Annotated in this window: 24 protein-coding genes and 1 pseudogene; 4 read left to right on the top strand and 21 right to left on the bottom strand. The window is 27.7% G+C overall.

Translation table 11 applies throughout. The features are described 5' to 3' along the window. Positions 1-7: 7 nt before the first annotated feature. The 6 genes from ftsX to I4U66_RS01005 form a co-directional block, all read right to left on the bottom strand. Positions 8-913, bottom strand: a complete 906-nt coding sequence (ftsX, locus tag I4U66_RS01030; protein WP_092926983.1) for a permease-like cell division protein FtsX — start codon at positions 911-913, stop codon at positions 8-10. Beyond that, positions 897-1,583: a cell division ATP-binding protein FtsE gene (gene ftsE / locus I4U66_RS01025; RefSeq protein WP_092926985.1), complete on the bottom strand. Its 687-nt coding sequence runs from the start codon at positions 1,581-1,583 to the stop codon at positions 897-899. Before ftsE ends, ftsX begins: the two co-directional genes overlap by 17 nt. 167 nt (positions 1,584-1,750) lie before the next feature. Further along, a complete protein-coding gene (locus I4U66_RS01020; protein WP_195580878.1) occupies positions 1,751-2,704 on the bottom strand; it encodes a S8 family peptidase in 954 nt (317 codons plus the stop codon). Positions 2,705-2,733: 29 nt separating this feature from the next. Continuing rightward, positions 2,734-3,951 (bottom strand): MORN repeat-containing protein, encoded by a 1,218-nt coding sequence (locus I4U66_RS01015; RefSeq protein ID WP_092926989.1) that lies wholly within the window; start codon positions 3,949-3,951, stop codon positions 2,734-2,736. A gap of 96 nt (positions 3,952-4,047) precedes the next feature. Beyond that, on the bottom strand, positions 4,048-5,064 hold the full coding sequence (locus I4U66_RS01010) for a 3'-5' exonuclease (RefSeq protein ID WP_195928312.1): 1,017 nt from the start codon (positions 5,062-5,064) through the stop codon (positions 4,048-4,050). Positions 5,065-5,280: 216 nt separating this feature from the next. Further along, positions 5,281-6,144, bottom strand: coding sequence for a tRNA 2-thiocytidine biosynthesis TtcA family protein (locus I4U66_RS01005; protein WP_092926993.1), 864 nt, complete (start codon positions 6,142-6,144; stop codon positions 5,281-5,283). A 348-nt stretch (positions 6,145-6,492) separates the two neighbouring features. Here I4U66_RS01005 and I4U66_RS01000 point away from each other — a divergent pair. Both I4U66_RS01000 and I4U66_RS00995 read left to right on the top strand, forming a co-directional pair. Beyond that, positions 6,493-6,660, top strand: a pseudogene (locus I4U66_RS01000) (spore coat protein CotJB); the annotation flags it as partial. Between the two features lie 69 nt (positions 6,661-6,729). Further along, complete coding sequence (locus I4U66_RS00995; protein WP_271957188.1) at positions 6,730-7,296, top strand: manganese catalase family protein; 567 nt, start codon at positions 6,730-6,732, stop codon at positions 7,294-7,296. A gap of 612 nt (positions 7,297-7,908) precedes the next feature. On the opposite strand, the gene I4U66_RS00990 is transcribed toward I4U66_RS00995, so the two are convergent. From I4U66_RS00990 to dut, 3 genes are all read right to left on the bottom strand, one after another. Beyond that, positions 7,909-8,316: a hypothetical protein gene (locus tag I4U66_RS00990; protein ID WP_092927001.1), complete on the bottom strand. Its 408-nt coding sequence runs from the start codon at positions 8,314-8,316 to the stop codon at positions 7,909-7,911. A 249-nt stretch (positions 8,317-8,565) separates the two neighbouring features. Further along, positions 8,566-9,690 carry a C40 family peptidase gene (locus I4U66_RS00985; protein ID WP_195928311.1) on the bottom strand — a complete coding sequence of 375 codons (1,125 nt, stop codon included), beginning with the start codon at positions 9,688-9,690 and terminating at the stop codon, positions 8,566-8,568. 313 nt (positions 9,691-10,003) lie between these two features. Then, a complete protein-coding gene (dut, locus tag I4U66_RS00980; protein ID WP_166504962.1) occupies positions 10,004-10,435 on the bottom strand; it encodes a dUTP diphosphatase in 432 nt (143 codons plus the stop codon). A gap of 93 nt (positions 10,436-10,528) precedes the next feature. Between dut and I4U66_RS00975 the strand changes: the two genes are divergently transcribed. Both I4U66_RS00975 and I4U66_RS00970 read left to right on the top strand, forming a co-directional pair. After that, entirely contained in the window at positions 10,529-11,158 is a 630-nt protein-coding gene (locus tag I4U66_RS00975; protein WP_195928310.1) for a hypothetical protein, read from the top strand. Between the two features lie 86 nt (positions 11,159-11,244). Next, entirely contained in the window at positions 11,245-13,425 is a 2,181-nt protein-coding gene (locus I4U66_RS00970) for a DNA topoisomerase (protein ID WP_195580871.1), read from the top strand. A 145-nt stretch (positions 13,426-13,570) separates the two neighbouring features. Here the strand turns inward: I4U66_RS00970 and I4U66_RS00965 are convergent, their stop codons facing one another. The 12 genes from I4U66_RS00965 to cdd form a co-directional block, all read right to left on the bottom strand. Beyond that, complete coding sequence (locus tag I4U66_RS00965) at positions 13,571-13,819, bottom strand: zinc ribbon domain-containing protein (protein ID WP_092927011.1); 249 nt, start codon at positions 13,817-13,819, stop codon at positions 13,571-13,573. A gap of 318 nt (positions 13,820-14,137) precedes the next feature. After that, positions 14,138-16,762, bottom strand: coding sequence for a pyruvate, phosphate dikinase (gene ppdK, locus I4U66_RS00960; RefSeq protein ID WP_092927013.1), 2,625 nt, complete (start codon positions 16,760-16,762; stop codon positions 14,138-14,140). A 149-nt stretch (positions 16,763-16,911) separates the two neighbouring features. Then, positions 16,912-17,748, bottom strand: a complete 837-nt coding sequence (locus I4U66_RS00955) for a pyruvate, water dikinase regulatory protein (protein ID WP_195580870.1) — start codon at positions 17,746-17,748, stop codon at positions 16,912-16,914. A 10-nt stretch (positions 17,749-17,758) separates the two neighbouring features. Beyond that, positions 17,759-18,397 carry a helix-turn-helix transcriptional regulator gene (locus I4U66_RS00950; RefSeq protein WP_092927017.1) on the bottom strand — a complete coding sequence of 213 codons (639 nt, stop codon included), beginning with the start codon at positions 18,395-18,397 and terminating at the stop codon, positions 17,759-17,761. 372 nt (positions 18,398-18,769) lie between these two features. After that, positions 18,770-20,836 (bottom strand): glycine--tRNA ligase subunit beta, encoded by a 2,067-nt coding sequence (glyS, locus tag I4U66_RS00945; RefSeq protein ID WP_195236851.1) that lies wholly within the window; start codon positions 20,834-20,836, stop codon positions 18,770-18,772. Position 20,837: 1 nt separating this feature from the next. Then, positions 20,838-21,713 (bottom strand): glycine--tRNA ligase subunit alpha, encoded by an 876-nt coding sequence (gene glyQ, locus I4U66_RS00940; RefSeq protein ID WP_092927021.1) that lies wholly within the window; start codon positions 21,711-21,713, stop codon positions 20,838-20,840. A 208-nt stretch (positions 21,714-21,921) separates the two neighbouring features. Continuing rightward, positions 21,922-22,557: a DUF4342 domain-containing protein gene (locus I4U66_RS00935; protein WP_242871345.1), complete on the bottom strand. Its 636-nt coding sequence runs from the start codon at positions 22,555-22,557 to the stop codon at positions 21,922-21,924. Continuing rightward, on the bottom strand, positions 22,550-23,323 hold the full coding sequence (gene recO / locus I4U66_RS00930; protein ID WP_195580869.1) for a DNA repair protein RecO: 774 nt from the start codon (positions 23,321-23,323) through the stop codon (positions 22,550-22,552). The genes I4U66_RS00935 and recO overlap by 8 nt, the downstream gene beginning before the upstream one ends. Beyond that, positions 23,289-23,444, bottom strand: coding sequence for a YqzL family protein (locus tag I4U66_RS00925; protein ID WP_092927025.1), 156 nt, complete (start codon positions 23,442-23,444; stop codon positions 23,289-23,291). The genes recO and I4U66_RS00925 overlap by 35 nt, the downstream gene beginning before the upstream one ends. Positions 23,445-23,516: 72 nt before the next feature. After that, positions 23,517-24,896 (bottom strand): magnesium transporter, encoded by a 1,380-nt coding sequence (gene mgtE, locus I4U66_RS00920; RefSeq protein WP_195580868.1) that lies wholly within the window; start codon positions 24,894-24,896, stop codon positions 23,517-23,519. Positions 24,897-24,910: 14 nt separating this feature from the next. After that, entirely contained in the window at positions 24,911-25,801 is an 891-nt protein-coding gene (gene era / locus I4U66_RS00915) for a GTPase Era (protein WP_092927029.1), read from the bottom strand. 28 nt (positions 25,802-25,829) lie between these two features. Further along, entirely contained in the window at positions 25,830-26,243 is a 414-nt protein-coding gene (gene cdd / locus I4U66_RS00910; RefSeq protein WP_092927031.1) for a cytidine deaminase, read from the bottom strand. Positions 26,244-26,586 lie beyond the last annotated feature (343 nt).

The raw sequence follows: 26,586 nt of genomic DNA, 5'->3' as shown, positions 1-26,586 counted from the left end.
TATTACTTTATACTTTTAAATGTCTTTTAACTGATATAACACTTCCTAATACCCCTATAACTACTCCTGTTATAAGCAGCGTCGATATTAGTGAAGATGATATAGAAGCCAATGGAAGGACTGCACCCGACATAATATTGTTTATTGGATTTATAAATTGCTTTAAATTTTCTACTATATATCCATACATAACCAAACATATACCAATAGCTAAAGTAGCTCCTACTAATCCAATAAAAAAGCCTTCTACTATAAATGGAGATACTACAAATAAGTTACTACCACCTACATATTTTATAATTTGTATTTCTTCTTTTTTACTATATACTCTACTTTTTATCGTATTAGATATTATTACTAGGCATATTAATAGTAAGCCCCCTATTAAAATTGACCCAAATTTCTTAACTGTACTTGATATACTTAAGAAATTTTGTATTATATCTTGAAAATAAGTTATCTCTGTTACACCTTCTAACTTAGATATCTCTCTTGATATTTGCTTTATATTCTCTGGATTATCTATTGTAACAAGGAAGGAATCCTCTAAAGGATTTTGTACACCTTCAAGTAGATATGCTTCTTCTCCAAAACTTCTTTTAAGATCGTTAAAAGAAGCTTCTTTTGTTTTAAACTCAACACCTTTAACACCATTTATATCTTTAATTTTATTTTTTAATTCTATTCTCGCATCATCATTAGTGAATTCTTCTATAGATACCCTAACTTCATTTATTTCGTCTTGTGCATATTTTATAAATTGGTTTATATTTAATACTATAGTTAAAACTATTCCTAGTATTATTAAAGATGCAGATATAGAAATTGTAGATATAATAGTCATAGTTTTATTGTGAAAAGCACCCTTTATTCCTTGCTTTAGACTGTATAAAAATTTAGACATTAATTTCATATTTTTCCCTCTTTGTATCTTTAATTATTTTTCCTTCTTTAAGCTCTATGACTCTCTTTGGAAATAGCTTTAATATTTCTATATCATGTGTTGCCATTATGACGGTAATACCTTCTTCATTTATTTCATTTAATAATTTTAAAATTTGAATAGAATTATGTATATCTAAATTTCCCGTACATTCATCTGCAATTATTATAGATGGTTTATTGACTATAGCTCTAGCTATACCAACCCTTTGAGATTCCCCACCTGATAATTCATGTGGATATTTACTATGTTTTTCAGCTATGCCAACTCTTTTTAACACTTCCATAACTCTTGGTCTAATTTCTTTGGCATTTGTACCTACAACCCTAAGCGCTAATTCTACATTTTCATAGACTGTTTTTTCATTTAATAGTCTAAAATCTTGAAATACTATTCCTAAATTTCTTCTGTAATTATGTACTTTGCTTGCTTTTATTTTAGTTATATCTTCCCCTAAAACAGAAAGTCTTCCTGATGATATTTTTTCTTCTCTAGTCAATAATTTAAGTAAAGTAGACTTTCCTGCTCCTGAATGTCCTACTAAAAACACAAATTCGCCTTGTTTTATTCCTAAATTTACATTATCTAGTGACTTATTACCATCTGAATAAAATTTATCTACATTAGTAAATTTAATCATTTTCATCACTCCAATTTTGCTTTTGTTGCCCTATTTTTTATTTACTATACCATTATACACAATTTAGCATTTTTTTGTAACCTTTTTGTAACTTTAATTGCAAATTTTTATCATTTAATATCAAAAAACTTCGCATATCTAATTTTTTTATAGATATGCGAAGTTTTTTAATTCTTTTTCTTATTTTTAGTTTTAACTTGCGCTAGATATACAAGCCCATTACCTTGAATAGTTCTTGGATAGTTAATAGATTTTGTATGCTTTATAAGTTGAGCATATAATTCAGTTTCACTTAAATCTCTTTGGAATTCTTCCCTTGACCAGTTTTTAAGTAAAGCTAAGCTTCCTGTCACATGCGGTGTTGCCATACTTGTTCCACTTAGTACTTCATATTTGTTATTTGGATAGGTTGAAAGTATTTCTACCCCCGGCGCAATTACATCTATAACTAAATTTGCATTACTAAAACTAGCAGGATTTCCTTTTTTATCAACTGCACCTACTGATATTACTTCTTCATAAGCAGCTGGATATGAATATTCAAAACTATCAGCATTTCCATCACCACTATTTCCAGCTGCACATACTACTAATATTCCTTTTTTGACAGCTTCCTTTACTGCCCTTTCTAATTTATCTGAACTTCCACCCATTCCAAGTGACATAGATATTATATCTACCTTTTTTTCCACAGCATAATTTATGGCATTAACTACCCAACTTAATTTTCCTAGTCCATTACCTTCTATAGCTTTTAATACATATATCTGTGCACTAGGTGCTATACCTACTATATTATTATTTGGATTATTTGCCACAATAGTGCCTATAACATGAGTACCATGTCCTACTCTATCAGTTACAATATTTGGATTTTTATTATCTTCATTTGTAAAATTTCTAACTTCTACTATATTATTTTTTAAGCTTTCATGATATATATCACATCCTGAATCTATTACTGCTATACGTACTCCACTTCCTTTATTAGATTCTTTCCACATATCTCTAGCTTTTATCATATCCACTCCGTATTGGTTGATTGTATTTTTTCCTCTTGAGTTTGATTCTATTTTAAATGGCAACAATTTAATGTTTAAATCTTCAGGTTTATTTTTCATAGATACCACCCCAAAATTTATTCTTATAATTAATTATATATTTTTGAAGTGATAATGTGATTCTGTTCTTTATCATTTTCGAGGTAGTTTTCTATATTATTTAATAAATATTTTTCATTTATTTCACTTACATCTATATTATGTAGGTATCTTTTATTTTCATTACATATATATACACCTTGTGTTATAATATTTTCTTCTATAATTACTTCTAAAATAATATTATTACTTAAGTAGTAGGTTCCTACCTTACCTTTTTTATCTTCTTTAAATTCGCCTACATATTTATATAACTCACAAGTGTATGTTCCTACTCCATGTTTTTTACCTTCTTTAAACTCTCCTTCATAAGTACTTTTATCTTTATATGTATATCTTCCTCTTCCATTTATAATATCATCCTTAAATTCACCTTCATATATTTCACCATTTCTATATTTCATCATACCCTTGCCTTTTTTTAATCCATATTTATACTGACCTTCATATATATTCCCATATTTATCTATGTAGCATCCATGACCATGATATATATTGTCTTTAAATTCACCATTATATTTGCTTCCATCTACAAATTCATATCTGCCTTGTCCATTTTTTTTGCCTTCTACAAAATCCCCTTCATAAATCTGCATATTTACATCAATAAGCCTTCCTTGCCCATGTTTAAGGTTATCTTTCCACATTCCATTATATTTGCTTCCATCTTTACAATATAAAATTCCCTTTCCATGTCTTTTTCCGTCTTTAAAATATCCTTTATATATGTCTTTGTTTTTATAAGTATAAGTTCCTATTCCTTCTATCTTATTTTCTTTAAAATCACCACTATACGACCCTTTATCATGATAAGTATATTTACCTATTCCATGCATTTTATCATCTTTCCAAAGCCCTTCATATCTATCTTTATTCATGTATATACATATACCAAAACCCTCTCTTTTTCCATCTTTGATCTCCCCTTTGTATACATCCCCATTATCATATTGCATAGTTTTCTCTTTACTTGATATACTAGAGTTTTCTATTTGTCTTATATTTTCTTTTACTTTCTTTGTATCTACATTGCTTCTGTCGTCTATCATTAAACTATTTCTTGTATATCCTCTTGTATGTCCTTTATTTTTAGGCTTGTTATATTTTGCTTTTAATATAATACTTACACCATAAAATAATATAAATATTGATGATAAAGATATAAATACCTTAAATATTATAGAAAAATAATTACTTATTTCTTCCACAAAAACTCCTCCTATTTCCTTTTTTGGTTTCTTATAATTTATATTTATTCTTGTACATATTTATTCATATTAAAAAGCTGTTGATATTTAATTTTATCAACAGCTTTTTTCTAGTATATAGTCAAATTCTATTTCTTCATACTTTAAATCATCAGAAAATAAGTTTATTATACTATTTATTTCTTCTACGTATTCCTCTTGCTTTAGCTTATAAAGCATTAAATCGTCTATTAAATCTTTCATATCAAAATATATATTCTCAAGTATATAAAAATGCCCAGTTCTAATATCTTTTAACTTATCTATTGTGTCCATTTTTCTACTTATATCTCTTATTATATCTATATTGTATATGTCTATGTTATTTATAGATTCCAAATACAAATATACAGTTTTTATAACTTCTATGGATATATCAAATTTGCTAGCCTCTTTTGGATTTTTATAGTATATATTTGTGTATTCATCAAAAACTTTTTCTAAGTTTTCATTTAATATTATAAATGGTGGTCTTATAAAATCTTTTATTATTAGTATGTCCCTTATCCCTTCATTTTTTTCTAAAACTTCATCTAATACATATAAATTATATGCATCATATAAAGGATCATGTGCGTCTCCTTTAAATTCTACGTTTGCACATTCGAGTAAATTTTTTAACGAAACATAATTCATACATTTTATCCCGCATTTTAAATATTTGTCCTTTATATCTACGAATAAACCTTTTATATTATTTATAAATCTTGGGTGATTGTTTTTTTGAGCACTCTTTTTATCTGTATTATTAAAGCAAGTTAAATCTAGATTTCCAAAGGTATATATACCCTCTATTTGAGAAAATGTACCTAACCATTTTTTAAATTTTCTCATAACTTCTTCATATGTTGGAGCATCTTTAACATCATCTTGCTTTATATGAGTTAATTCTTCTATATGTGGATATATTTCTTGGTTAGTTACAGGCTTTATTAATGACTTAAATTCTTCTATATTACCTGTATCCGTATCATATTGTATAGCTCCAATTGCAATTATATCTGCATTTAGCATATCTCTTTTATTTCTTACACTTGGCATATTCATTTCAAAGTCTATATAAACTCTTTTCAATCCAAACTCCCACCTTCTAAATATCTTTACTTATATTTTATCATTTTATGCTATTTTTTCACTATACATTTATAAAATTTTCGCTTTTCTTGCTTATTCAAATATATTTCATAAAATCAAAAATAAAAGGAAGAATAAAAATTCTTCCTAAATCTATAAATATATTATATTTAATTATACTAAAAATAAATAATGTAAACTTTAAAGAATTTCTAGTTAGTCTTCAAAATTTTCCATAAATGAATGCTTTACTCCATCTTTTTGCCATCCAAGTACAGAATCTATATTTACATTTTCCGCTGCTTTAAATATTGATTTTTCTACATCCTTAAAGTTTTCTCCAAGGCTTTTGATTAAATCTTTTATTTCATATCTCTTATTACCAGTCTTTTTAGCCGCTACCATACATGCACAATTTAGTGGCCATATACCACTATTTTGTATAAATCTTACTATATGCTCTTCTCTTATATAATAAAGTGGTCTTATTATTTGTATACCATCAAAGTTTGTTGAATGTAGTTTAGGTAACATTGTTTTAAAATTAGCCGAACATAGTAGGTTAAGCATTGTTGTTTCTATAACATCATCATAATGATGTCCAAGTGCTAACTTATTACACCCTAGTTCTTCAGCTTTAGAGTATAGTGCTCCTCTTCTCATTCTTGCGCACATATAACATGGATAATCTTTAGCTATTTCATCTGCTATTTCAAATATTCTTGAGTCAAATAAGTGTATTGGTATATCTAAGTACTCACAGTTATCTACAAGTAACTTTCTTATGTCTTCATGATATCCTGGATCCATAGCTATAAACTCTAATTCAAAGTTTACTTGTCCATGTCTTTTTAACTCTTGAAACATCTTAGCCATAAGTAGACTATCTTTTCCTCCAGATATTGCAACAGCTATTTTATCGCCTTCTTCTACTAGATTATAATCTCTTATAGCTTTTATAAACTTTGACCATAAATGTTTTCTATATCTTTTTATTATACTTCTTTCTATATCTTTTAATGGTTGTCTTTCATCAAAAGGTACTATTATCTCACAGCCTTTTCCCGCTAAGTTGCTCATACTATCACCTCTTATTTATATTTTGGTTATATCTATAATTCATTTTCATTAAATTTCAAATTTAGACTATTTTTAATAAAACATGCAAATTATTTTATCATATATTAAGCTAATAATTCAAGTAATCTACTCATTTATTTTAATGTGTATTTTTGCCTTAAATATAGTTTATGTATTTATTAGTAACACTTTTTTACAACTACAATGTATTATTATTAAGTTCATTCTCACTTTAAGACAGGAGGTTTAATTATATTCAACTCCACTAAGAGAAAAAGGAGGTGGAGATTAATTATGAGTGACTCTAGAAATGAATTAATGCAAAGAATTTAAGAGCTTTGTTTTGTATGTGTAGATATGAATCTATACTTAGATAATAACTCTTGTGACAAAAATGCAATTACTACTTTCAATTCTCTATGTAATCAATTTTTAGAAGCAAGATGCTTATATGAAAATAAGTATGGACCTTTAACTAGTTTTGGATTTTCACCTAGTAAATATCCTTTTAGATAGGTAGAAAGCCCTTGGTCTTGTGAAAAAGAATTTAACGACTAATAATTAAGGAGGATTTAATTTATGTAGATATATCAAAAAACACTAGAACATCCTGTTAATCTTAAAACTAAAGATATAACTATGGCTAAATATCTTATAATTCAATTTGGCGGACCTAATGGAGAATTAGCAGAGGCTCTAAGATATCTTAGTCAAAGATATACTATGCCTACAGGGAAATCTAAAGCACTTTTAACTGATATTGGAACAGAAGAATTAGCACATGTTGAAATTGTAGCTACTATGGTTTATCAACTAACATATGACGCTACTCCTGATGAGTTAGAAGAAGCAGGTCTTGGTTCTCATTACGCTCAAAATGGATTTGGTATATATCCAACAAATGCAACTGGAAATCCATTTAGTGTTTGTCCTATTGCTGTTATTGGAAATGCTGTCACTGACTTACATGAGGATATGGCCGCTGAACAAAAAGCTCTAGCTACCTATTATCAACTTATAAACCTAACTGATGATGCTGATATAATAGAAGTTTTGAGATTTTTAGGTCAAAGAGAAATTACTCATTATCAAAGATTCGGAGAAGCTTTAATAGACGTTTATGATTTTGTAGAAAGTAAACATACATTTTAATCTATAAGTTTGTTTTTTTTAATGTCTAAGGCAATCTTTTGATTTGCTTTAGACATTTTTTATGTATAATATTTTTTAATTTAGAGCTTTATAATTTAACTTATAATAAAAAGGAGCTAAACTCTATTTTGTTTGAGATAGCTACTTTTTAATCGGATTCATTATCTATATTCACTTTATTTCTCCTTTTGATATATAATATTACTTATGCTTTAATTATTATTCATTTTTATGTTCAGGTATATAATCATATTCCATTTCCTTTTCATATTCAAATATCATCAAATCTATGTTGCTCTCCATTTTTTACCTCCATTTTTTATTTATATAAATTATATTAATGATTTAGCAAGATAATTTTTATTTTATTCTTTACTTAATTTAAACTTGAAAAATCCTTTTTGATTTATTCACTTCCACTATCTGGAGTATAATCATATTCTATTTCTTTTTCATATCCAAACATTACTAATTCTAATCTATCATCCAAATTAATATCCCTCCTTCTTTTTATAATACATTAAATATGAAGGATTAATTTTAAATATTTCATATTTAATGTATTATATGCAAGATATTTAGAAATATTTCCTTTTTTTGAATTTAATTATTTTATATATTTGAAAGTATCCTTATCTTTACATCTTCACTTAATGTTATAAAATTTGCTATATTTTCTATGTCTTCTACTATATATAAATGAAAATAATCGCTTAACTCTTTCAGAGCCCTATACTCTTTTCTATCAAAAAAATATAGATATAAATTATTTATATATCTCAAATAACATTTGTGTATTTTTATTTCAGCATAAACATGACTTGTACTTTTCCTTGCCTCTTGAAATAATTCTTTTAACTTCATATATGCACATTGAGAGTCTTTAGGTATATATTTATCACTTAGAATTTCATTTAAGGCTGATTCAATATTTGGTATTGCTCCTTTATTTATAAATACATCTAAATAGTAGTCATCTTTTCTGTATTTGAATTTATAAAAATCTGTTACTACACCCATAGAAACACTCCTTGTTAATCTATAAATTTAACTTACACTATATATTATTTTCAATATATTAGATTATTTATTCATCAAAAATCTTTTCTACTTAAAATATTAGATTTTTTTATTTTCAAATTTATTCATCTGCATATATTCACAAACTATCAATTATTTTATGCTTAATATAAGATTATTGCATAAAATAATTGATGTTTTATTAATAATACATCTATTTTTTATATAATGAGAAAATTTTTAAGTTATTTATAAGACTCTTCTTGCATTTACATATGCATTATTATAATAATTACTTAATTCAGATATAACTACTTTTCCTTTACTCGATGATGCATGTATCATTTTATTATTACCCATATATATCCCAACATGACTTACACTTCCATCATTTGAACCACTTGTATCAAAAAATATTAAATCTCCTTTTTGAAGATTATTTTTATTTACATATTGTCCAAATTTTGATTGATCTTTTGATACCCTTGGTATATTTATCCCCGCAGAATTTTTAAATACATATTGAGTAAATCCTGAGCAATCAAAACTATTAGGCCCTTCTGCTCCCCATACATATGGCTTTCCTAGTAATGTTTGTGCTAAATTTATTACCTTGTCGGCGCTTTGAGATGTTGTTCCACCACCATTAGATATATCTGCTGTTAAATACGCGCTTGATACATATCCTATTTGTCCATTATATTTTATCTTTGCCCATCCATTTGATTCTGATATTACTCCTACCTCAGCACCATATGGTATTGAACCTATTTTTGAGTGACTTGTGCTTGGTCCTTTTCTAATATTTAGTGAGCTTGCATTTACTTTTCTATTATATTTTACTTTTTCTTCACTTGGTGTAGTTGAAGCTTCACTGCTCTTTAAATATTGACTTGATACATATCCTATTTGTCCATTATAACTTACCTTTGCCCACCCATTTGACTCAGATATTACTCCTACTTTTGTTCCATTAGGTATTGAATCTATCTTTGAGTAACTAGTCCCCGGACCTTTTCTAACATTTAAGGAACTTGCATTTACTATCTTATTGTATTTTATAGTATTATCTGATGTATTTCCTTCAGAAGAGTTTGAAACGTAATTTCCATGTACGTATCCTACTTTTCCATTATACTTAACATTTACCCATTCTCCACTTTTTCCTATGTACTCTACTTTGTCTCCTTTATAAAACTTACCAATTGAACTATAGCTAGTACTTGGTCCTTTTCTAAAGTTTACCAAATTTCCAGTTATCGTTTTATATTCTATGTTTGCTTTTTGTATAGTATCAGCATTTGATACACTAACTGACATTGGAAGTAATATTGATGTTACTACCAATCCCATTTTTATACTTTGTTTATTCATATTTTATTACTACAGCTTAGAAGCTATAGTATACTCAACTCCTCTCCTTAATTGGTATTTATACCCTAGTTTTAAATTTCATTTTATAATACTTTTTTATTTTATATTTTAACGTTTTGCCCATGCTAATATTATTTCAAATTTGTAAGTTTTTGTCTATATTTTTCGATAACTGTTATATATTTACAATTTATATATATTTTTCTTCTTATAAAATTTTCTTAACATTTAAATCTTATATATCATTTTTAGCTTATAACAAATTGGCATAAAAAAAGAACCTTAAAATAAGGTTCCTTTAAATAAATATGACCTAATATCCAGTTGATCCAAATCCACCATTTCCTCTTTCAGTGTCATCTAAATCATTAACTTCTAATATATTTATATCATATATAGGTTTAACTACCATTTGAGCTATCTTCATGTTTTTATTTACTGTGAAATCTTCTTTACCATGGTTTATAAGTATTACACCTATTTCGCCTCTATACCCTTCATCTATAGTTCCTGGCGTATTTAGTACTGTTACAGAATGTTTAAGTGCTAATCCACTTCTTGGTCTAACTTGAGCTTCTGTATTTTTAGGAAGTGCTATACTTATTCCTGTTTTTATAAGTCTAGATTCTGAAGCAGGAATAACCACTTCTTCTATAGAATATAAATCCATACCAGCATCTCCCTTGTGGGCGAAATTTGGTATTATTGCATCGTCATGTAATTTCTTTATTTTTAATGTATACATTTTAATGTCTCCTTTTATAATTTAATTAAGGGTTATTTTAATATTGTATTAAAATACATTAAATTTAAAATACTAATTCTAGGAGGAACAAATATGAATTTATTACATGCCCCTTGGATGAAAAAAAAACTTGAGGTTATTTACAATAAGAGTATAAACGGTAATCTCTATATTATGTATAATGATATTAAATTTTTAAATTATACTCCAACTACAACTAGTATTTTGATTAATCTATTAGAAGATTATAACATAAATATAGACATAAATAATAAACTTTATCTATATTTACCATTTAACTTAAATATCTTTTTAAAAGATTTAATAATTAATCTAAAATCACTATATGAAAATAACTTATATATAATACTCTGTGGATATAGTGAAGAATTAAATAATTTAAATCAAGATAATACTTTAAGTAATATTTATTATAAGTATCCAGAACTTAAAGGTCTTATTGATTATTTATTAATTACTGATAAATCAAAATGCTATGAAATATTTACAGCACTATATGATACACAAGGTATTTATATAAGTCCAGATTCATCTTTAACTATATCTTGTGTTACCTTAAATAAACTATGTGATTTAGAGGTAAGTGACTACAACCACATCTCTTTTGTTGATATAATAGATAATGAAGATAGCAACTATTATTTTAACTCATATATAAAGGGACTTACTAATCATAATAATAATTTTAACTATTATTTATAAAAGACTGCCTTGCAGTCTTTTATTTTTTTATGATAATATATTTAAGTTACAAATGTAGTATTTAAGCACCTTGAAAGGAGTTTTACATGAAACTTATACTAGCAGAAAAGCCATCTGTGGCTAAAACTATCGCATCTTTTTTAGGAGCTAAAACTCGTCTTGATGGTTATTTTGAAGGTAATGGATATATAGTTACTTATGCTGTTGGGCATTTGGTGAGTCTATATGATGTCAAAGACTATGATAAAGATAAATACTCTGGTTCTTGGAAAATGGCTAATTTTCCATTTATTCCACCAGAAAAGTTTAAGTTCAAAGTAGATAGTTCTAAGAAAAAGCAATTTAATACAGTAAAAAAACTGTTACATAGAGATGATATTGAATATGTTATAAATGCAACAGATAATGATAGAGAAGGCGAATTAATTTCTTTTTTAATATTTTTATTATCTAAGAACAAAAAACCTGTAAAAAGAATTTTAGTAAACGAATGGACACCAGAAGATATAACTAGGGGTCTTAATAATTTAAAAGATGATAATGAAATGAGAAATTTACAATCAGCAGGTTACACTAGACTTATAACTGACTGGCTAATAGGTATAAATTTTACATCAGTTGCCACATTAAAGTATGGTAACGGTAAACTACTAAATATAGGTCGTGTAATACTACCTACAGTCAAATTAGTTTATGATAGAGATATGGAAATTAAAAATTTCGTACCAAAAACCTACTATGAAATAGAAGGAAATTTCAAATGCCAAAATGGAAAATATAAAGGTAAGTATATAAAAGGAAAAGAAAGTAAATTTGATACTATAGAAGATGTTAATAAAATTATTAATAGCATAACTTCTAATCAAGGTAAAATACTTGATAAAAAAGTTACAATGTCTAAAGAATATGCACCTAAACTTTTCAGTTTAACTTCACTACAAGGATATATAACTTCTAAACATGCTAATTTCACTTCAGATAAAGTTTTAAGCGTGTGTCAGTCTCTTTATGAGGGTAAAGGTAAGGGTGGTTATATTACTTACCCTAGAACCGATTCTATTTATTTAGAAGAAAGTTTAGCAACTAAAGTGTCTCAAGCTTTAGATAAATTAAAGGCAACAGTTCCTTATAGTGACAAAATCAAATTTACTAAAACTAGAAGGGTTTTCGATTCTTCTAAGGTAGATAGCCATAGTGCAATCATACCTACTTATATAATACCTACTAATCTAACACCTGATGAACTTATAGTATATAACGCCATCAAAGATAGATTCATAGCAAACTTTATGCCTCCTGCAGAATATGAAAATACTGAAATTAAAACTGATGTAGATAAAAATATATTCTTAACTAAGGGTAAAGTACTTAAAACTAAAGGATACTTAGAAGTATACAATAAGGAAGAAAAAGATGATTTACTCCCTATGGTAAATAAGGATGAAATAGTTGATGTCATAGATATTAAACCGATAACTAAACAAACTACACCACCTAAGCCTTATACAGAAGATACCTTACTTAAAGCTATGAAAAATTGCGGTAAAAATGTACCTGATGATGATACTACAGTTTTATCGGGTTATTCAATAGGTACATCTGCTACTCGTGCTGATGTATTAAAAAAGATATCACAAGTAGGATATGTTAATAAAAAAGGTAAGTCTTATTCTGTAACTGATTTAGGTAAAAATTTAGTTGAAATATTCCCAGTAAAAGAGCTATTTGATGTTGATTATACTGGAAAATTAGAAAAAAGTCTAAGTGATATCCAAAAAGGAACTTTCACTAGAAAAGAGTATTTAACCAATATATTTAACTTTATATATAAAAATGTTGAGCTAATAAAACATGATAGCCCTAAAAGCATAAGTACAGAAAATTATGTTTATAATCCTAAAACTAAAAAATTTACTAAAAATATATCTAATACTAAATCTTCTAATAAAAGTGGTGCTAAGAATGATTCTCCTTCAAATGAATCTCTTGGGAAATGCCCTATATGTGGTGGCGATGTTGTTGAGATTCCTAAAGGATATATATGCAACAACTACAAAGAATGTAAATTTGGTATATGGAAAAATGATAAATTTCTAGAATTTTATAAGAAAAAACCTAACAAAACAATGGTTAAAGGTATATTAAAAAATGGTCAAGCCAAAGTTAAATCACTAACAAGTAAAAATGGTACTAAATTTGATGCTATACTTAAATATTCCAAAAAGGCTAATGGTTACTTTGGATGGGATATTGAAATAAAAAAATAATTACTTAAGTGTAACTAATATATAATAATTTACATACTTATATATTAATAAATGTTTTCTTTTCATGTATTAAGTCCTATCTTAAAGAAACCAATTTATGTAAACTTCAATTCTTTCCAAATAAAGGTTGCTCTAAATGCAACCTTTATTCTTTTTCATTTAGTTTATCATCTATTTTACATCTTGCCATTTTTATAAATTCTGTTAAAGTATAATTTTTTAACTTACAGCCACATTTTGGGCAATATTCAAACTTTTTAGATACTAATGCTCTGCAACTTGTTTCTGGGCATCTTATTTTTTCGTTTACTTCTGATACTTTTAGCCCACATCTAGGGCATATACTTCCTGGTCTTGATGATACTTCCTTTGAGCATCTTGGACACTTAATCATACAATCCCCTCCTTACTTATTTATACATCTTATAAGTACATTAGTATATTGTATGATAAATTTATTTTACTGTGATATATGTTAAAATCATATTTTAGTTAGTATGATTAAATCATACCATTTTTAGTATCTTCGCAAAGCTCTTTACTTGCGCTAATTAAAAAACTATGCATAAAATTTGTATTTTGTTTCCTAATAAATTTATATAGTTTGCATCTATATTGTTAATAATTATAATAAGGCATTATTGTGTATAAAAATACAGGTTTGTGATATAATCACAAACCTGTATTTTTATAGATATTTTATTAAATTTATTTATTTTTCATTTTTTATTACTGCTTGTGCTGCTGAAAGTCTAGCTATTGGTACTCTATATGGTGAACAAGATACATAGTCTAATCCAGCTTTGTAACAAAACTCTATTGATGAAGGTTCTCCACCATGTTCTCCACATATTCCAAGCTTTATATTTGGCTTAACGCTTTTACCTAGTTTAGCTCCTAGCTCTATAAGCTTTCCTACTCCTCTTTGATCTAACACTTCAAATGGATCTTTTTCTAGTAACTCTCTATTTACATATTCGCCTAAGAATTTACCTGCGTCATCTCTTGAATATCCAAATGTCATTTGCGTTAAATCATTAGTACCAAAGCTGAAAAAGTCAGCTTCTTTAGCTATTTCATCTGCTGTTAAACAAGCTCTTGGTACTTCTATCATTGTACCTATTGTATAATCTATTTTCATATTTTCTTTTTCTAATATATTATCTATCGTTTCTTTTATATCTTCTTTTATAACTTTTAATTCTTTAGCTTCTCCAACTAAAGGTATCATTATTTCAGGCATTACTTTTATACCTTCTTTAGTAGCTTCTATTGCACCATTAATTATTGCTTTAGCTTGCATTATATATATCTCAGGGAAAGTTATAGCAAGTCTACAACCTCTATGCCCAAGCATTGGGTTAAATTCATCTAGATCTACTATTCTTCTTTTTATTTCACTAACTGAAACTTTCATTGACTCTGAAAGGCTTTTTATAGTTTCATCATCATGTGGTAAGAATTCATGTAGTGGTGGATCTAATAATCTTATGTTTACAGATTTACCATCCATTACTCTAAATATATCTACGAAGTCTTTTTGTTGCATTGGAAGTAATCTTTCAAGTGCTACTAGTCTTTGTTCTAATGTTTTAGAAAGTATCATCTCTCTTACTGCTGGTATTCTATCTTCGTCAAAGAACATATGCTCAGTTCTACATAATCCTATACCTTCGGCTCCAAACTTTATGGCAGCCTTAGCATCTCTTGGATTATCTGCATTAGTTCTTACCATTAAAGATTTATATTTATTTGCCCAATTCATTAATTTTTCGAAATTTCCAGTTAAAGATACTTCAGTTTTTTCTACCTTACCTATATATACACATCCACTAGAACCATCTAAAGATATATATTCTCCTTCTTTTATAACTACATCTTCAGCTCTTATTTCTTTGTTATACTCATCAACCTTTATGTCTGAACATCCTGCTACACAACATTTACCCATTCCACGAGCTACAACTGCTGCATGAGATGTCATTCCACCTCTTGCTGTAAGTATACCTTCTGCACATACCATACCTTCTATATCTTCAGGTGAAGTTTCAAGTCTTACAAGTATTGATTCTTCTCCCCTATTTTTAGCATCTACTACATCTTCTGCATTAAAGTATACTTTTCCACAAGCAGCACCAGGTGATGCTGGAAGTCCTTTTGCTATAACTGTTGCTTCATTTAAAGATTTACTTTCAAATCTAGGATGAAGTAATTGATCTAATTGCTTAGGCTCAATTCTCATTATAGCTTCTTTTTCATTTATTATACCTTCTCCTACTAGGTCTACAGCTATATTTATAGATGCACCAGCTGTTCTTTTTCCACTTCTAGTTTGTAATATATATAATTTTTCATTTTCTATAGTAAATTCTATATCTTGCATATCCTTGTAGTGATTTTCAAGTATAGAAGTAATTTTCATAAATTCATCATAAGCCTTTGGCATCACTTCTTTTAGTGAAGATATGTCCTTTGGTGTTCTTATACCTGCAACAACGTCTTCACCTTGTGCATTCATTAAAAATTCTCCAAATATTTTATTTTCACCAGTTGAAGGATTTCTAGTAAATGCTACTCCAGTTCCACTAGTTTCTCCCATGTTTCCAAATACCATTGATTGTATATTTACTGCTGTTCCTAAATCACTTGGGATATCATTTAATTTACGATATACTATTGCACGTGGATTATTCCATGATTTGAATACTGCTTTTATAGCTAACATTAGTTGTTCTTTTGGATCTTGTGGGAATTGACTTTTTATTTCTTTTGTATATATTTCTTTATATTTTTTTACTAATTCTTTTAAATCTTCTACATTAAGTTCTGTGTCTAAAGTGTATCCTTTAGCTTCTTTTATTTTATCTAGGGCATTTTCAAATTTATATTTTGGTATTCCCATAGCTACATCAGAAAACATTTGTATAAATCTTCTGTAACTATCATATGCAAATCTTTCATTTTGAGTAGAATTTGCTAAAGCTACTACACTTGTATCATTTAAACCTAGATTAAGTATTGTATCCATCATTCCTGGCATTGAAAATACTGCACCAGAACGAACTGATAATAATAGAGGATTAATTTCGCCTCCTAATGTTTTTCCTTGCTTTTCTTGTAATTCTTTAAGCTTTTCTTCTATTTCATTTATTATATTATCACTTATAGTCTCATTATTTTTGTAATAATCATTACAAGCATCTGTGCTTATTGTAAAACCTTGTGGCACTGGTAGACCTATATTTGTCATTTCTGCTAAGTTAGCACCTTTACCACCTAAAACATATCTCATGTCTTTGTTACCTTCTTCAAAACTATAAACATATTTAGCTTCCATTATTTAACCCCCATCATTTTGTATTTTGGTTAGTTTAATATAATTAGCCTTTATGCATCTTAGTTAGTTTAATATAAGGTTTTATTTACTATAAATAACTTGTATTAAATTAACTAAGATGTTTTTAAGGTTTTTCTCTTTAAATTTAACTATCTATCACTATCTTTGTATATGTTTAATCCATTTTCTTTGATAATATCAAGAATTATTCCAGCTGTTTCTTCTATTGCTTTACTTGAAACATCTATTACTGGACATCCTATTTTTTTCATGACTTGTTCTGAGTAGTCTAATTCTTGTAGTATTCTATCTAAGTTAGCATAGTTTGCATTACTTGATAGTCCTAATGCTTTAAGTCTTTCTGCTCTTATTTGATTTAATTTCTCTGGAGTATTAGTAAGTCCTATTATTTTTTTATTATCTATTTCAAATACCTCTTTAGGTATAGGTATTTCTGGAACTAAAGGTACATTTGCTACTTTTATGTTTTTGTTTGCTAGATACATACTAAGTGGTGTTTTAGAAGTTCTAGATATCCCTACTAAAACTATATCTGATTTAAGTATACCTCTTGGGTCTTTACCATCATCATACTTTACTGCAAACTCTATAGCTTCTACTCTTTTGAAATAGCTTTCATCTAACTTTCTGATTATACCAGGCTCTCTTTTAGGTTTCATTTTAGTTTTATTTGCTATTTCTTTTAAAATTGGTGTCATTAGGTCTATATTACTTAAATTTTCTTTTTCACAGAATTTTTTAGTAACATTTAAAAGATTTTCGTCTACTAATGTATATACTATTATAGCATCTTCACTTTTTCCACCTTCTAAAATTTCTAATAAAAAGTTTTCATCCATAACATATGGGAATCTTCTTATTTCACACTCTTCACTAATTTTAAATTGAGAAATAGCAGCTTTTGTTACTTGTTGCGCAGTCTCACCTACTGAGTCTGATATAACATATATAATTAAATTTTTCATTTATTCCTCCTTAATTGTCAGCTAATTCTAGGAAAAATTTTGTTATATTAGTCTTAGATATCCTTCCTACTACCCTTAAGTTGTTTTTGTTATTTTCATCACGTTCAACAACAGGAATAGAATCAACTTCGTGTTCTATTATCTTTTTAGCTGCCAATACTATATCCTCATCTTGATTTATAGTAACTATGTTGGGCATCCTAGTCATTATCATGCCTATTGGCATATGATTTATATCACTAGCACCTATAGTAGCTTTAAGTAGATCTTTTCTAGAAACCACTCCACATAGTATGTCGTCATTATCTATTATGAATATACTTCCTACATCTGATAAGAACATATTGACTATAACTTCATATATACTCATATCTTTTTTTACTAATACAGGTAGACTCATGATGTCTCTTACTTTTTTGTCTTTTATGTTATTGCCTATTAAATTTAATTCGCTAACTCCAGAGTAAAAATATCCAACTTTAGGTCTTGCATCTAATATTCCTGTCATAGTTAATATGGCTAAGTCAGATCTTAGTGTAGCACGAGTTACGTTTAAATGAGCAGCAATGGCTTCACTTGTTATAGGCTCATTCTCTTTTACTATATCAATTATCTTTAATTGTCTATCATTAAGTTGAATAATAGTCACCCTCTTCCTTATGTGCTATACTTTATATTACTTTTTCTTTATATAGTATATTATATACCCATATATATGTAATTGTAAATCTTTTTGTTATACAATTCGCATACTTTTTATATATTTATTATATACTATTTATTCTTTTGTATATATTAATGGTTTATATACTAAATAATGTAGCTAAATTGTTTATACTAAATCTATTATAATATAACATTGTATATATTAAATAGTTTTAATATATATTATTGATATTTTTTTAATTATTTTAATATTTATTATTTGTATTTTTTCCAAATAAATTATTTTGAATCTTTTTAGGAAAATGTTATTTAAAATAATATAGGGACTAAAAGTGTCCTCTTAGCCCCCGATATATTATTTATAAACTATTTTTGATAAATCACATATACTTAACATTGTATCATATATTTGTTTTAAAAGTCCTAGTCTATTGTTCTTTATAGCTTCATCCTTATCCATTACCATAACAGAATCAAACATATTATCTATTGATGGTCTTAGTGATGCAAATGCATCTAATGACTCACTATATCTCTTTTCACTTAATAAAGATTTTACGCTTTCTTTAACATTTTTAAATTCATTGTATAAAGCCTTTTCAGCATCTTCTACTAATAACTCTTCCTTCACTTCGCTAGAAGTAGCTTTTTGAGCTAATGTAGAAACTCTATTAAATGCTGTTAGCATTTCAACTAACTCATCTTTTTGTAGCCAATTATTAAGTTCTTCTGCTCTTATATACATATCACTTACATTGTCTATGTTTGCACTTAATACTGCATCTATAACATCATATCTTATTCCTAGTTCTCTAAATAAGTTCTTGATTCTTTCATTGAAGAATTCCATCATTTCATTAGCTACAGTTTGCTTGTCAAATTCTAAGTTTGTATAATTTTCTAAAGATATATCAACTAATGATTTTAGACTTATATCTAACTTTCTATCCATTAGTATATTTATAACACCTAATGCTTGACGTCTAAGTGCATATGGATCTTGAGATCCTGTTGGATGTATTCCTATTGCAAAAAATCCTGCTATAGAATCTAATTTATCAGCTATAGATAAAGCTATACCAGCATTAGTTTGTGGAAGTATATCTCCTGCAAATCTTGGTAAATAATGTTCAAATATTGCTTCACTAACAGCTTCATTTTCTCCACCAACTTTTGCATACTCTCTTCCCATTATCCCTTGAAGTTCAGTAAATTCAAATACCATTCCTGTTACTAAGTCAGCTTTACATAATTTAGCTGCTCTTTTAGTATCAGCTTCATCTTGACTTAATCCTAATAAATCAAGTATCTTAACGCTTAATTTTTCTATTCTTAAAGATTTGTCATAAACTGTACCAAGTTTAGCTTGGAATACAACACTCTTTAATTTTTCTATGTAACTTTCTAAGTCTTTTTTAGTGTCTTCTTTGTAGAAGAATAATGCATCTGCAAGTCTTGCTTCTAAAACTTTTTCGTTACCTTTTTTAACATTCTCTATTTTATAGTCATTACCGTTTCTTACAGCTATAAAGTTTGGTAATAATTTCCCATCCTTTAATACTGGGAAATATCTTTGATGTTGCTGCATTGGAGTTGTTACAACTTCTTTAGGAAGTTTAGCGTATTCTTTGTCAAACTCTCCATAAAAAGCTGTTGGATATTCAACTAAATGAGTTACTTCTTCTAGTAAATCTTCGTCAAATTCAATTTCTCCACCTAAAGTGTTAGCAACATTTATGCATTGTTCCTTTATTATAGCTTTTCTCTTATCTTGATCTAATATTACGAAGTTTTCTTCTAATTTAGTTAGATAATCTTCTAAAGAGTTAACTTCAAATTCACTTTGTCCTAAGAATCTATGTCCTTTAGTTACATTTGAAGATATTATACCTTCTAAGTCTATTTCTAGTACCTTATCATTTAGTAATGTAACCATCCATCTTATAGGTCTAGCAAATCTCATGTTTTTTCCACCCCAACGCATAGCCTTAGGGAATACTACCATCTTAACTGCTTGTGGTAATATAGTTTTTAATACTTCACTAGTCTCACAACCAGCTTGTCTTATTGTTCCAAATATATATTCATCTTTTCCAACAGTTTTAAATATTACGTCTTCTTCTTTTAAACCTTTACTTTTCATAAATCCAAGTGCTGGCTTTGTGAAATTTCCATCAGCATCTATTGCTATTTTTTTAGATGGACCTTTTACTTCTTCTTCTAAATCAGTTTGCTTATCACTTATACCTTCAACTATAAACGCTAATCTTCTAGGTGTTCCATAAGCTTTTATATCATCAAATTTTATTCTATTTTCGTTAAATAATTTTGTTAAGTTACCTTTGATTTGGTCTAATGTAGAACTTACAAATCTTGATGGTAATTCTTCAACTCCAACTTCAAATAAAAGATAGTTATTCATATTATTTTCCCTCCTTTATAAGCGGGTATCCCATTTCTTCTCTTTGCTTAACGTAAGCTGAAGAAACATTTCTAGCCATTGTTCTAACTCTTCCTATAAATGATGCTCTTTGACTTACTCCAACAGCTCCTCTAGCATCTAAAGTGTTAAAGGTATGAGAACATTTTAACACATAATCGTATGCTGGTATTACAAGTCCTCTTTCTATAAGTCTAGTAGCTTCTTTTTCATATGTATCAAATAAATTAAATAACATATCTGCATCACATTCTTCAAATGCATATACAGAGTTCTCATATTCAGCTTGTCTAAATACATCTCCGTAAGTTAACTCATCATTCCACATTAGGTCATAAACACTATCTACTTCTTGTATATACATAGCAAGTCTTTCTAGTCCATATGTTATTTCTCCGGTTTCAAGTTCACACTCTATACCTCCAACTTGTTGGAAGTAAGTAAACTGAGTTATTTCCATACCGTCTAACCAAACTTCCCATCCAAGTCCCCAAGCTCCAACTGTAGTTGATTCCCAGTTATCTTCAACAAATCTTATATCATGTTCATTTGGATCTATACCTATTTCTTTTAAACTATTTAAATATAATTCTTGTATGTTATCTGGTGATGGTTTTAATATAACCTGGAATTGATGATGTTGGTAAAGTCTATTTGGATTTTCCCCATATCTACCATCCGCAGGTCTTCTTGATGGCTCTACATAGCAAACCTTCCAAGGCTCTGGTCCTAATGATCTTAAAAGAGTATTAGGGTTCATTGTACCTGCACCTTTTTCAACATCATAAGGCTGCATCATGATACATCCTTGCTTTGCCCAATAGTTTTGCAATGTAAGTATCATATTTTGGAAATTCATATGAATACCTCCTATAAATTTTTAATTTTATGTATATTGTTAAAACTATAATTTTTAGTTTAAGTCTTATTATAAGTTTTAAAATATAAATTCCTATATGCTTAACAAAGCCTTTCGAATTAACGAAAGGCCTTTAGTATATTTCAACTTTTAGAATAACAAATACTTGAATTTTTGTCAATCTTATTGAAAAATCATAATTTTATCTCTATTTGTTGTTATCTAAATTTGAATTGTCATATTCATTTATAAGCTCATCTGTTATGTCTTTGTCGTCTTTTTTGCTTTCCACTACAGTATCTTTTATCCCTTTAGCAGTATTACTTAGCATTTGCTTTAACATACTTAACTTTTCTTCATTTAATTCCCCTAAATCAACTATTGAACCATCTTGTTCATTTTGAATCATTATGTTATATTTTCCTATAACTGCAGCTGAAAGTCCAACTAATGTTACCAATGGACCAAGTGCTAAACCTACTACTCCTACTGTAAGAGGTATATTCATTATATTTTTACCATTTTTTTCTACTATAACTCTTATGACGCTACTTTTTTGAAGTAAATCTTTTACTTTATTTTTAAGTTCTTTCATATCTTCACTATCTTTTGAAAATACTTGTTCTACATTCTTTTTAACCTTTTTACTTTTACCACTAAAGCCTATCTGTCCTTCTAGAGATATTATCGCTTCTATAACATCTCCATTAGTTTTTGTTAATGCACTTTTAGCTTGTTCATACGTAGCACCTGGTACTCTTTGTATAACAGCATCTAGTTTTTCTATTGTAATATTTTCATTCACCATTATCCACTCCCTTATAATTATTCTAAACTTACTCATTCAAATCTTCTTTTGAAGATTTTTTCATTTCTCTTAACATGTATAAAGATTTTTGATTTATATTATCTACATGTACCGCTAAGTATTGTTTTAGTATTTTTTCTAGTTCATATATGATATATTTAGATACTTTAGCTTTGGAACATCTTAATATATCGTTTGATAATATATATTCCATTAATTTTAACGTTGTTACATCTATACTTATGTTGTCTTGTACATTTTCACTACAACTACTACATAATGCTCCACCTTCGTATACATTAAATACTGGTGATTTTAAGTCTCTAGTACCACATATTGAGCACCTGTTTATTATTGGTCTAAGACCTATATAATCTAAAAATTTTAATTCAAATACATGTGTTACAAATTTCTTGTCTACATCAACTTGAGTATATAGATATAAAGTTTGTGCAAGTAGTATAAATAACCTATTGTTAGTTTGATTTTCTAAGGTTGAGTTTTCTACTAACTTAGTTATATAGGTAGCATAAGAAAATGCATCTATATCGTAGGATATATCATAAAAACTTTTTATAATATCACTTTGACTTACCCTATACATACTTCCTTGTTTTCTTAATGTATAATTACAATAAGCAAAAAGCTGCGAAGATGAAAGTAGAGCGCTCTTGTTTTTTTTAGCTCCTTTTGCTAATGCTGATACTTTTCCAAGCTTTCTTGTAAATAGAGTTAATATAACATCGTTTTCTTCATATCTTACTGCCTTAAGTACTATCCCCTGGGTGTTCAATACTATCATAGTCTGTTTCTATCTCCCTCATAGTTTCTACTTCTTCATTTAGTGTTTTATAATCTTTTAAATATAAATAGGCTTCTATGTTTCCAGTCTTTTTAAAAATTTCCCAACATAAATTGTTCATTTTTAAAAAACCCCCTTCTTACAGTTATATTTATATTTTAAGTAAGAAGAGGGTAAATCATACATTAAGTTATTAAACAATTTTTGCCAAAATCAAAGTTGTTATCATTAAATATATAGCAATTCCTACTATATCAAGAAGTGTTGCTATTATTGGTGCTGATATTATTGATGGATCAACATCCATTTTTTTAAATAAAAATGGCATAAATGCACCTATCATAGCTCCAACTATCATGTTTATAAATAGAGATAAGGATACTACTAACACTATATCTATGTCTCTCATAAATATAAATATTACTATTCCTATTAATATACTACATATTATTCCTGTTATAAGACCTACCATACCTTCTCTTATAACATTTTTAAATTCTAAATCTTTATTCGAAAGAACCATAACAGCAAGTGCTGATGACTGTGTTCCAATGTTTCCTCCCATACCTATAACAACAGGTATAAAAAATACTAAAGATGCATAAGTTGGGTTCATTATAAAATCCAAATTAGAAAATATTACCATAGATAATAATCCACCAAGTAAAGTTATTATAAGCCATGGAATTCTCGCTCTAACTGATGATATTATTTGTTCTTTTGATGTTGGATTAACTTTTTCTACAAAGTCTCTTTCTTGTTCCGAAGTACCTGCAAATTTATACATATCTTCACTTGCTTCTTCTTCCATAACATCTATTATATCATCCACTGTTATTATTCCTTTAAGTCTTTTTTGTCTATCTATTACTGGTATTGCTATTAGATTATACTTAGATACTAATCTTACAGCCTCTTCTCTATCTTCATCTACATATACAGATATTATGTTTTCACTCATTAGATCTTCTATAATACTAGAATCTCTAGCTGTTATTAACTCTCTTAGAGATAGTACTCCCACTAGCTTTTCAGCATTATCAACTACATATATATAATATATTGTTTCTGCTTCCTCAGCATGACTTCTCATATGTTCAATTGCTTCTTTAGCAGTCATGTCTTTATTTACTTCTATGTATCCAGTGGTCATTATACCACCTGTAGACTCTTCTTCATATATTAAAAGTTCTTTTATATCATCTGCATCTTCTTTACTTAGAAGTTCCATTATATTTTCTATCTCGCCTTCTTCAAGCTGACTTAAAATATCTGCCATATCATCCAAAGACATTAATTCTAAGATATTTTTTCTATGATCAATATCTATCTTAGATAAAGTACTACTGAAAAACTGAGCATCACTTTCTTCTAATATAGATGCTGCTACATCAAGGGGAAGTACTTCAAATAATTTTATTTTCATATCTTCCTCTAAATGTTCCATAATATCAAAGATATCAATTGTATGATATTCTTCTAATAATTCTCTTAATTCTAGTATTTTATTATTTTCAATTAAACTCTTGACTTCGCCCAACAAATCCTGGGAAGCATCCTGTTTCCTATCCATATAATCCACCTTTATTATTTATCAGTATATCCAAAGTTACTCACATAATTTTGTAAGTTTCTCCAGTTTTCTTTTACCTTTACCCATAATTGAAGATTTGCCTTAGAACCTAATAATAGTTCCATATCTTCTCTTGCTGATTTCCCTATACCTTTTAATTTTCTTCCATTCTTACCTATTATTATACCCTTATGAGATTCTCTTTCACAATAGATAACAGCTGATATATCAACAATTTCTTTATCTTTTCTTGATTTCATTTTTTCTATTTCAACTGCAACTCCATGAGGAACTTCATCATGAACATAGTGTAATACTTTTTCTCTTATAAGTTCAGCTACTAACACTCTTTCTGGTTGATCAGTTATCATGTAGTCTGGGAAGTACTTTGGTCCTTCTTCTAAGTAAGTTTTTATTACTTTTATAAGCTCTTTTATGTTTCTTCCCTTAAGTGCTGATATTGGCACTATTCCTTTAAACACATTTTCTTTGTGATACATTTCCATTAATTCAAATAGTTCATCTTCTTGTAATTGATCTATTTTGTTTAATACTAATATAACTGGTCTCTTTACATTTCTTAATTCTTCTATTATTTTTCTGTCTCCAGGTCCTATCTTTTTAGAATCATCCACAACAAATAATACTAAATCAACATTTTTAAATGCATCAGTTGCTGATTTAACCATGAATTCTCCTAATTTATTTTTAGGTTTATGTATACCTGGCGTATCTAAGAAAACTATTTGAGCTTCTTCATCCGTATATACTGCTTGTATTGTATTTCTTGTAGTTTGAGGTTTATCACTCATTATAGCTATTTTTTCTCCAACCACATTATTCATTAAAGTAGACTTACCAACATTTGGTCTCCCTACTATACTAACAAATCCTGATTTAAACATATAAATGTCTCCTGTCTTTTCTTTTGTTTTATTTATGATTATCTACAAAGTCTATTCCTGAGAAATAGTGAGGAACTAACTCTTTTATGGTTGTTTCCTTTATAGTTCCTTCAGAATAACCTGTTATTATTCTTATATCTAACCCAAATTCTATTATAACCTGTCTGCATATTGCACATGGGTATGTTGATTCATTTTTTTCAGAGTTATCACTAGCTACTGCTATTGCTTCTATATCTCTATGTCCTTCTGATATAGCTTTAAATATTGCTGTTCTCTCAGCACAGTTAGTAGCTCCAAAAGATGCACACTCTACATTACATCCTGTGAATACTTTTCCATCTTTAGTTAAAAGAGCTGCTCCAACTCTAAACTTTGAATATGGAGAATAAGAATGTTTTCTCGCTTCTTCTGCTATTTTTAATAATTCTTTATTATTCATAATATATGCCTCCTGATATATCTTATAAGTCTATATTATAAAATATATATAATAAATATTCTTATTTCCGTATTTTATATTTAATATATTTATTTAGTACCTTACATTATAACACAAAATTGATAATTTAAGACTTATTTTTTAATAAAATACTCTTAATTTGAGTACTTTAATATATATTTTATATTATTTACAATATATTTTTGTATCTGCCTAATTTCTGCTTTTTAATTCAATATATCTATTAATATAATCAATATACATAACTTACTCATAATATAGGTAGTTAAAATGAAATATAAAAAGAGCCTCCCTAAAAAGATTAAAAGAAGACTCTTATATA

This window comes from Romboutsia sp. D33t1_170424_H2, assembly GCF_015669105.1.
GTDB classification, from domain to species: Bacteria; Bacillota; Clostridia; order Peptostreptococcales; family Peptostreptococcaceae; genus Romboutsia_C; species Romboutsia_C hominis.
The sequence above is the reverse complement of the archived record's forward strand: the minus strand, read 5'-3'. Positions and strand labels throughout refer to the sequence as shown.

Excerpts from the sequence above, each read along its gene's own strand:
- I4U66_RS00985 (WP_195928311.1), bottom strand. The coding sequence starts at position 9,690 with ATGAATAAACAAAGTATAAAAATGGGATTGGTAGTAACATCAATATTA.
- era (WP_092927029.1), bottom strand. The coding sequence starts at position 25,801 with ATGTTTAAATCAGGATTTGTTAGTATAGTAGGGAGACCAAATGTTGGT.
- I4U66_RS00925 (WP_092927025.1), bottom strand. The coding sequence starts at position 23,444 with ATGAACAATTTATGTTGGGAAATTTTTAAAAAGACTGGAAACATAGAA.
- I4U66_RS00965 (WP_092927011.1), bottom strand. The coding sequence starts at position 13,819 with ATGATTAAGTGTCCAAGATGCTCAAAGGAAGTATCATCAAGACCAGGA.
- ftsX (WP_092926983.1), bottom strand. The coding sequence starts at position 913 with ATGAAATTAATGTCTAAATTTTTATACAGTCTAAAGCAAGGAATAAAG.
- I4U66_RS00990 (WP_092927001.1), bottom strand. The coding sequence starts at position 8,316 with ATGGGTGTAGTAACAGATTTTTATAAATTCAAATACAGAAAAGATGAC.
- I4U66_RS00955 (WP_195580870.1), bottom strand. The coding sequence starts at position 17,748 with ATGAAAAATTTAATTATATATGTTATATCAGACTCAGTAGGTGAGACT.
- recO (WP_195580869.1), bottom strand. The coding sequence starts at position 23,323 with ATGATAGTATTGAACACCCAGGGGATAGTACTTAAGGCAGTAAGATAT.
- I4U66_RS01005 (WP_092926993.1), bottom strand. The coding sequence starts at position 6,144 with ATGAGCAACTTAGCGGGAAAAGGCTGTGAGATAATAGTACCTTTTGAT.
- I4U66_RS01020 (WP_195580878.1), bottom strand. The coding sequence starts at position 2,704 with ATGAAAAATAAACCTGAAGATTTAAACATTAAATTGTTGCCATTTAAA.
- glyS (WP_195236851.1), bottom strand. The coding sequence starts at position 20,836 with ATGAATAACTATCTTTTATTTGAAGTTGGAGTTGAAGAATTACCATCA.
- I4U66_RS00935 (WP_242871345.1), bottom strand. The coding sequence starts at position 22,557 with ATGAGTAAGTTTAGAATAATTATAAGGGAGTGGATAATGGTGAATGAA.
- I4U66_RS00975 (WP_195928310.1), top strand. The coding sequence starts at position 10,529 with ATGAATTTATTACATGCCCCTTGGATGAAAAAAAAACTTGAGGTTATT.
- I4U66_RS00970 (WP_195580871.1), top strand. The coding sequence starts at position 11,245 with ATGAAACTTATACTAGCAGAAAAGCCATCTGTGGCTAAAACTATCGCA.
- glyQ (WP_092927021.1), bottom strand. The coding sequence starts at position 21,713 with ATGAATTTCCAAAATATGATACTTACATTGCAAAACTATTGGGCAAAG.
- dut (WP_166504962.1), bottom strand. The coding sequence starts at position 10,435 with ATGTATACATTAAAAATAAAGAAATTACATGACGATGCAATAATACCA.
- ftsE (WP_092926985.1), bottom strand. The coding sequence starts at position 1,583 with ATGATTAAATTTACTAATGTAGATAAATTTTATTCAGATGGTAATAAG.
- ppdK (WP_092927013.1), bottom strand. The coding sequence starts at position 16,762 with ATGGAAGCTAAATATGTTTATAGTTTTGAAGAAGGTAACAAAGACATG.
- mgtE (WP_195580868.1), bottom strand. The coding sequence starts at position 24,896 with ATGGATAGGAAACAGGATGCTTCCCAGGATTTGTTGGGCGAAGTCAAG.
- cdd (WP_092927031.1), bottom strand. The coding sequence starts at position 26,243 with ATGAATAATAAAGAATTATTAAAAATAGCAGAAGAAGCGAGAAAACAT.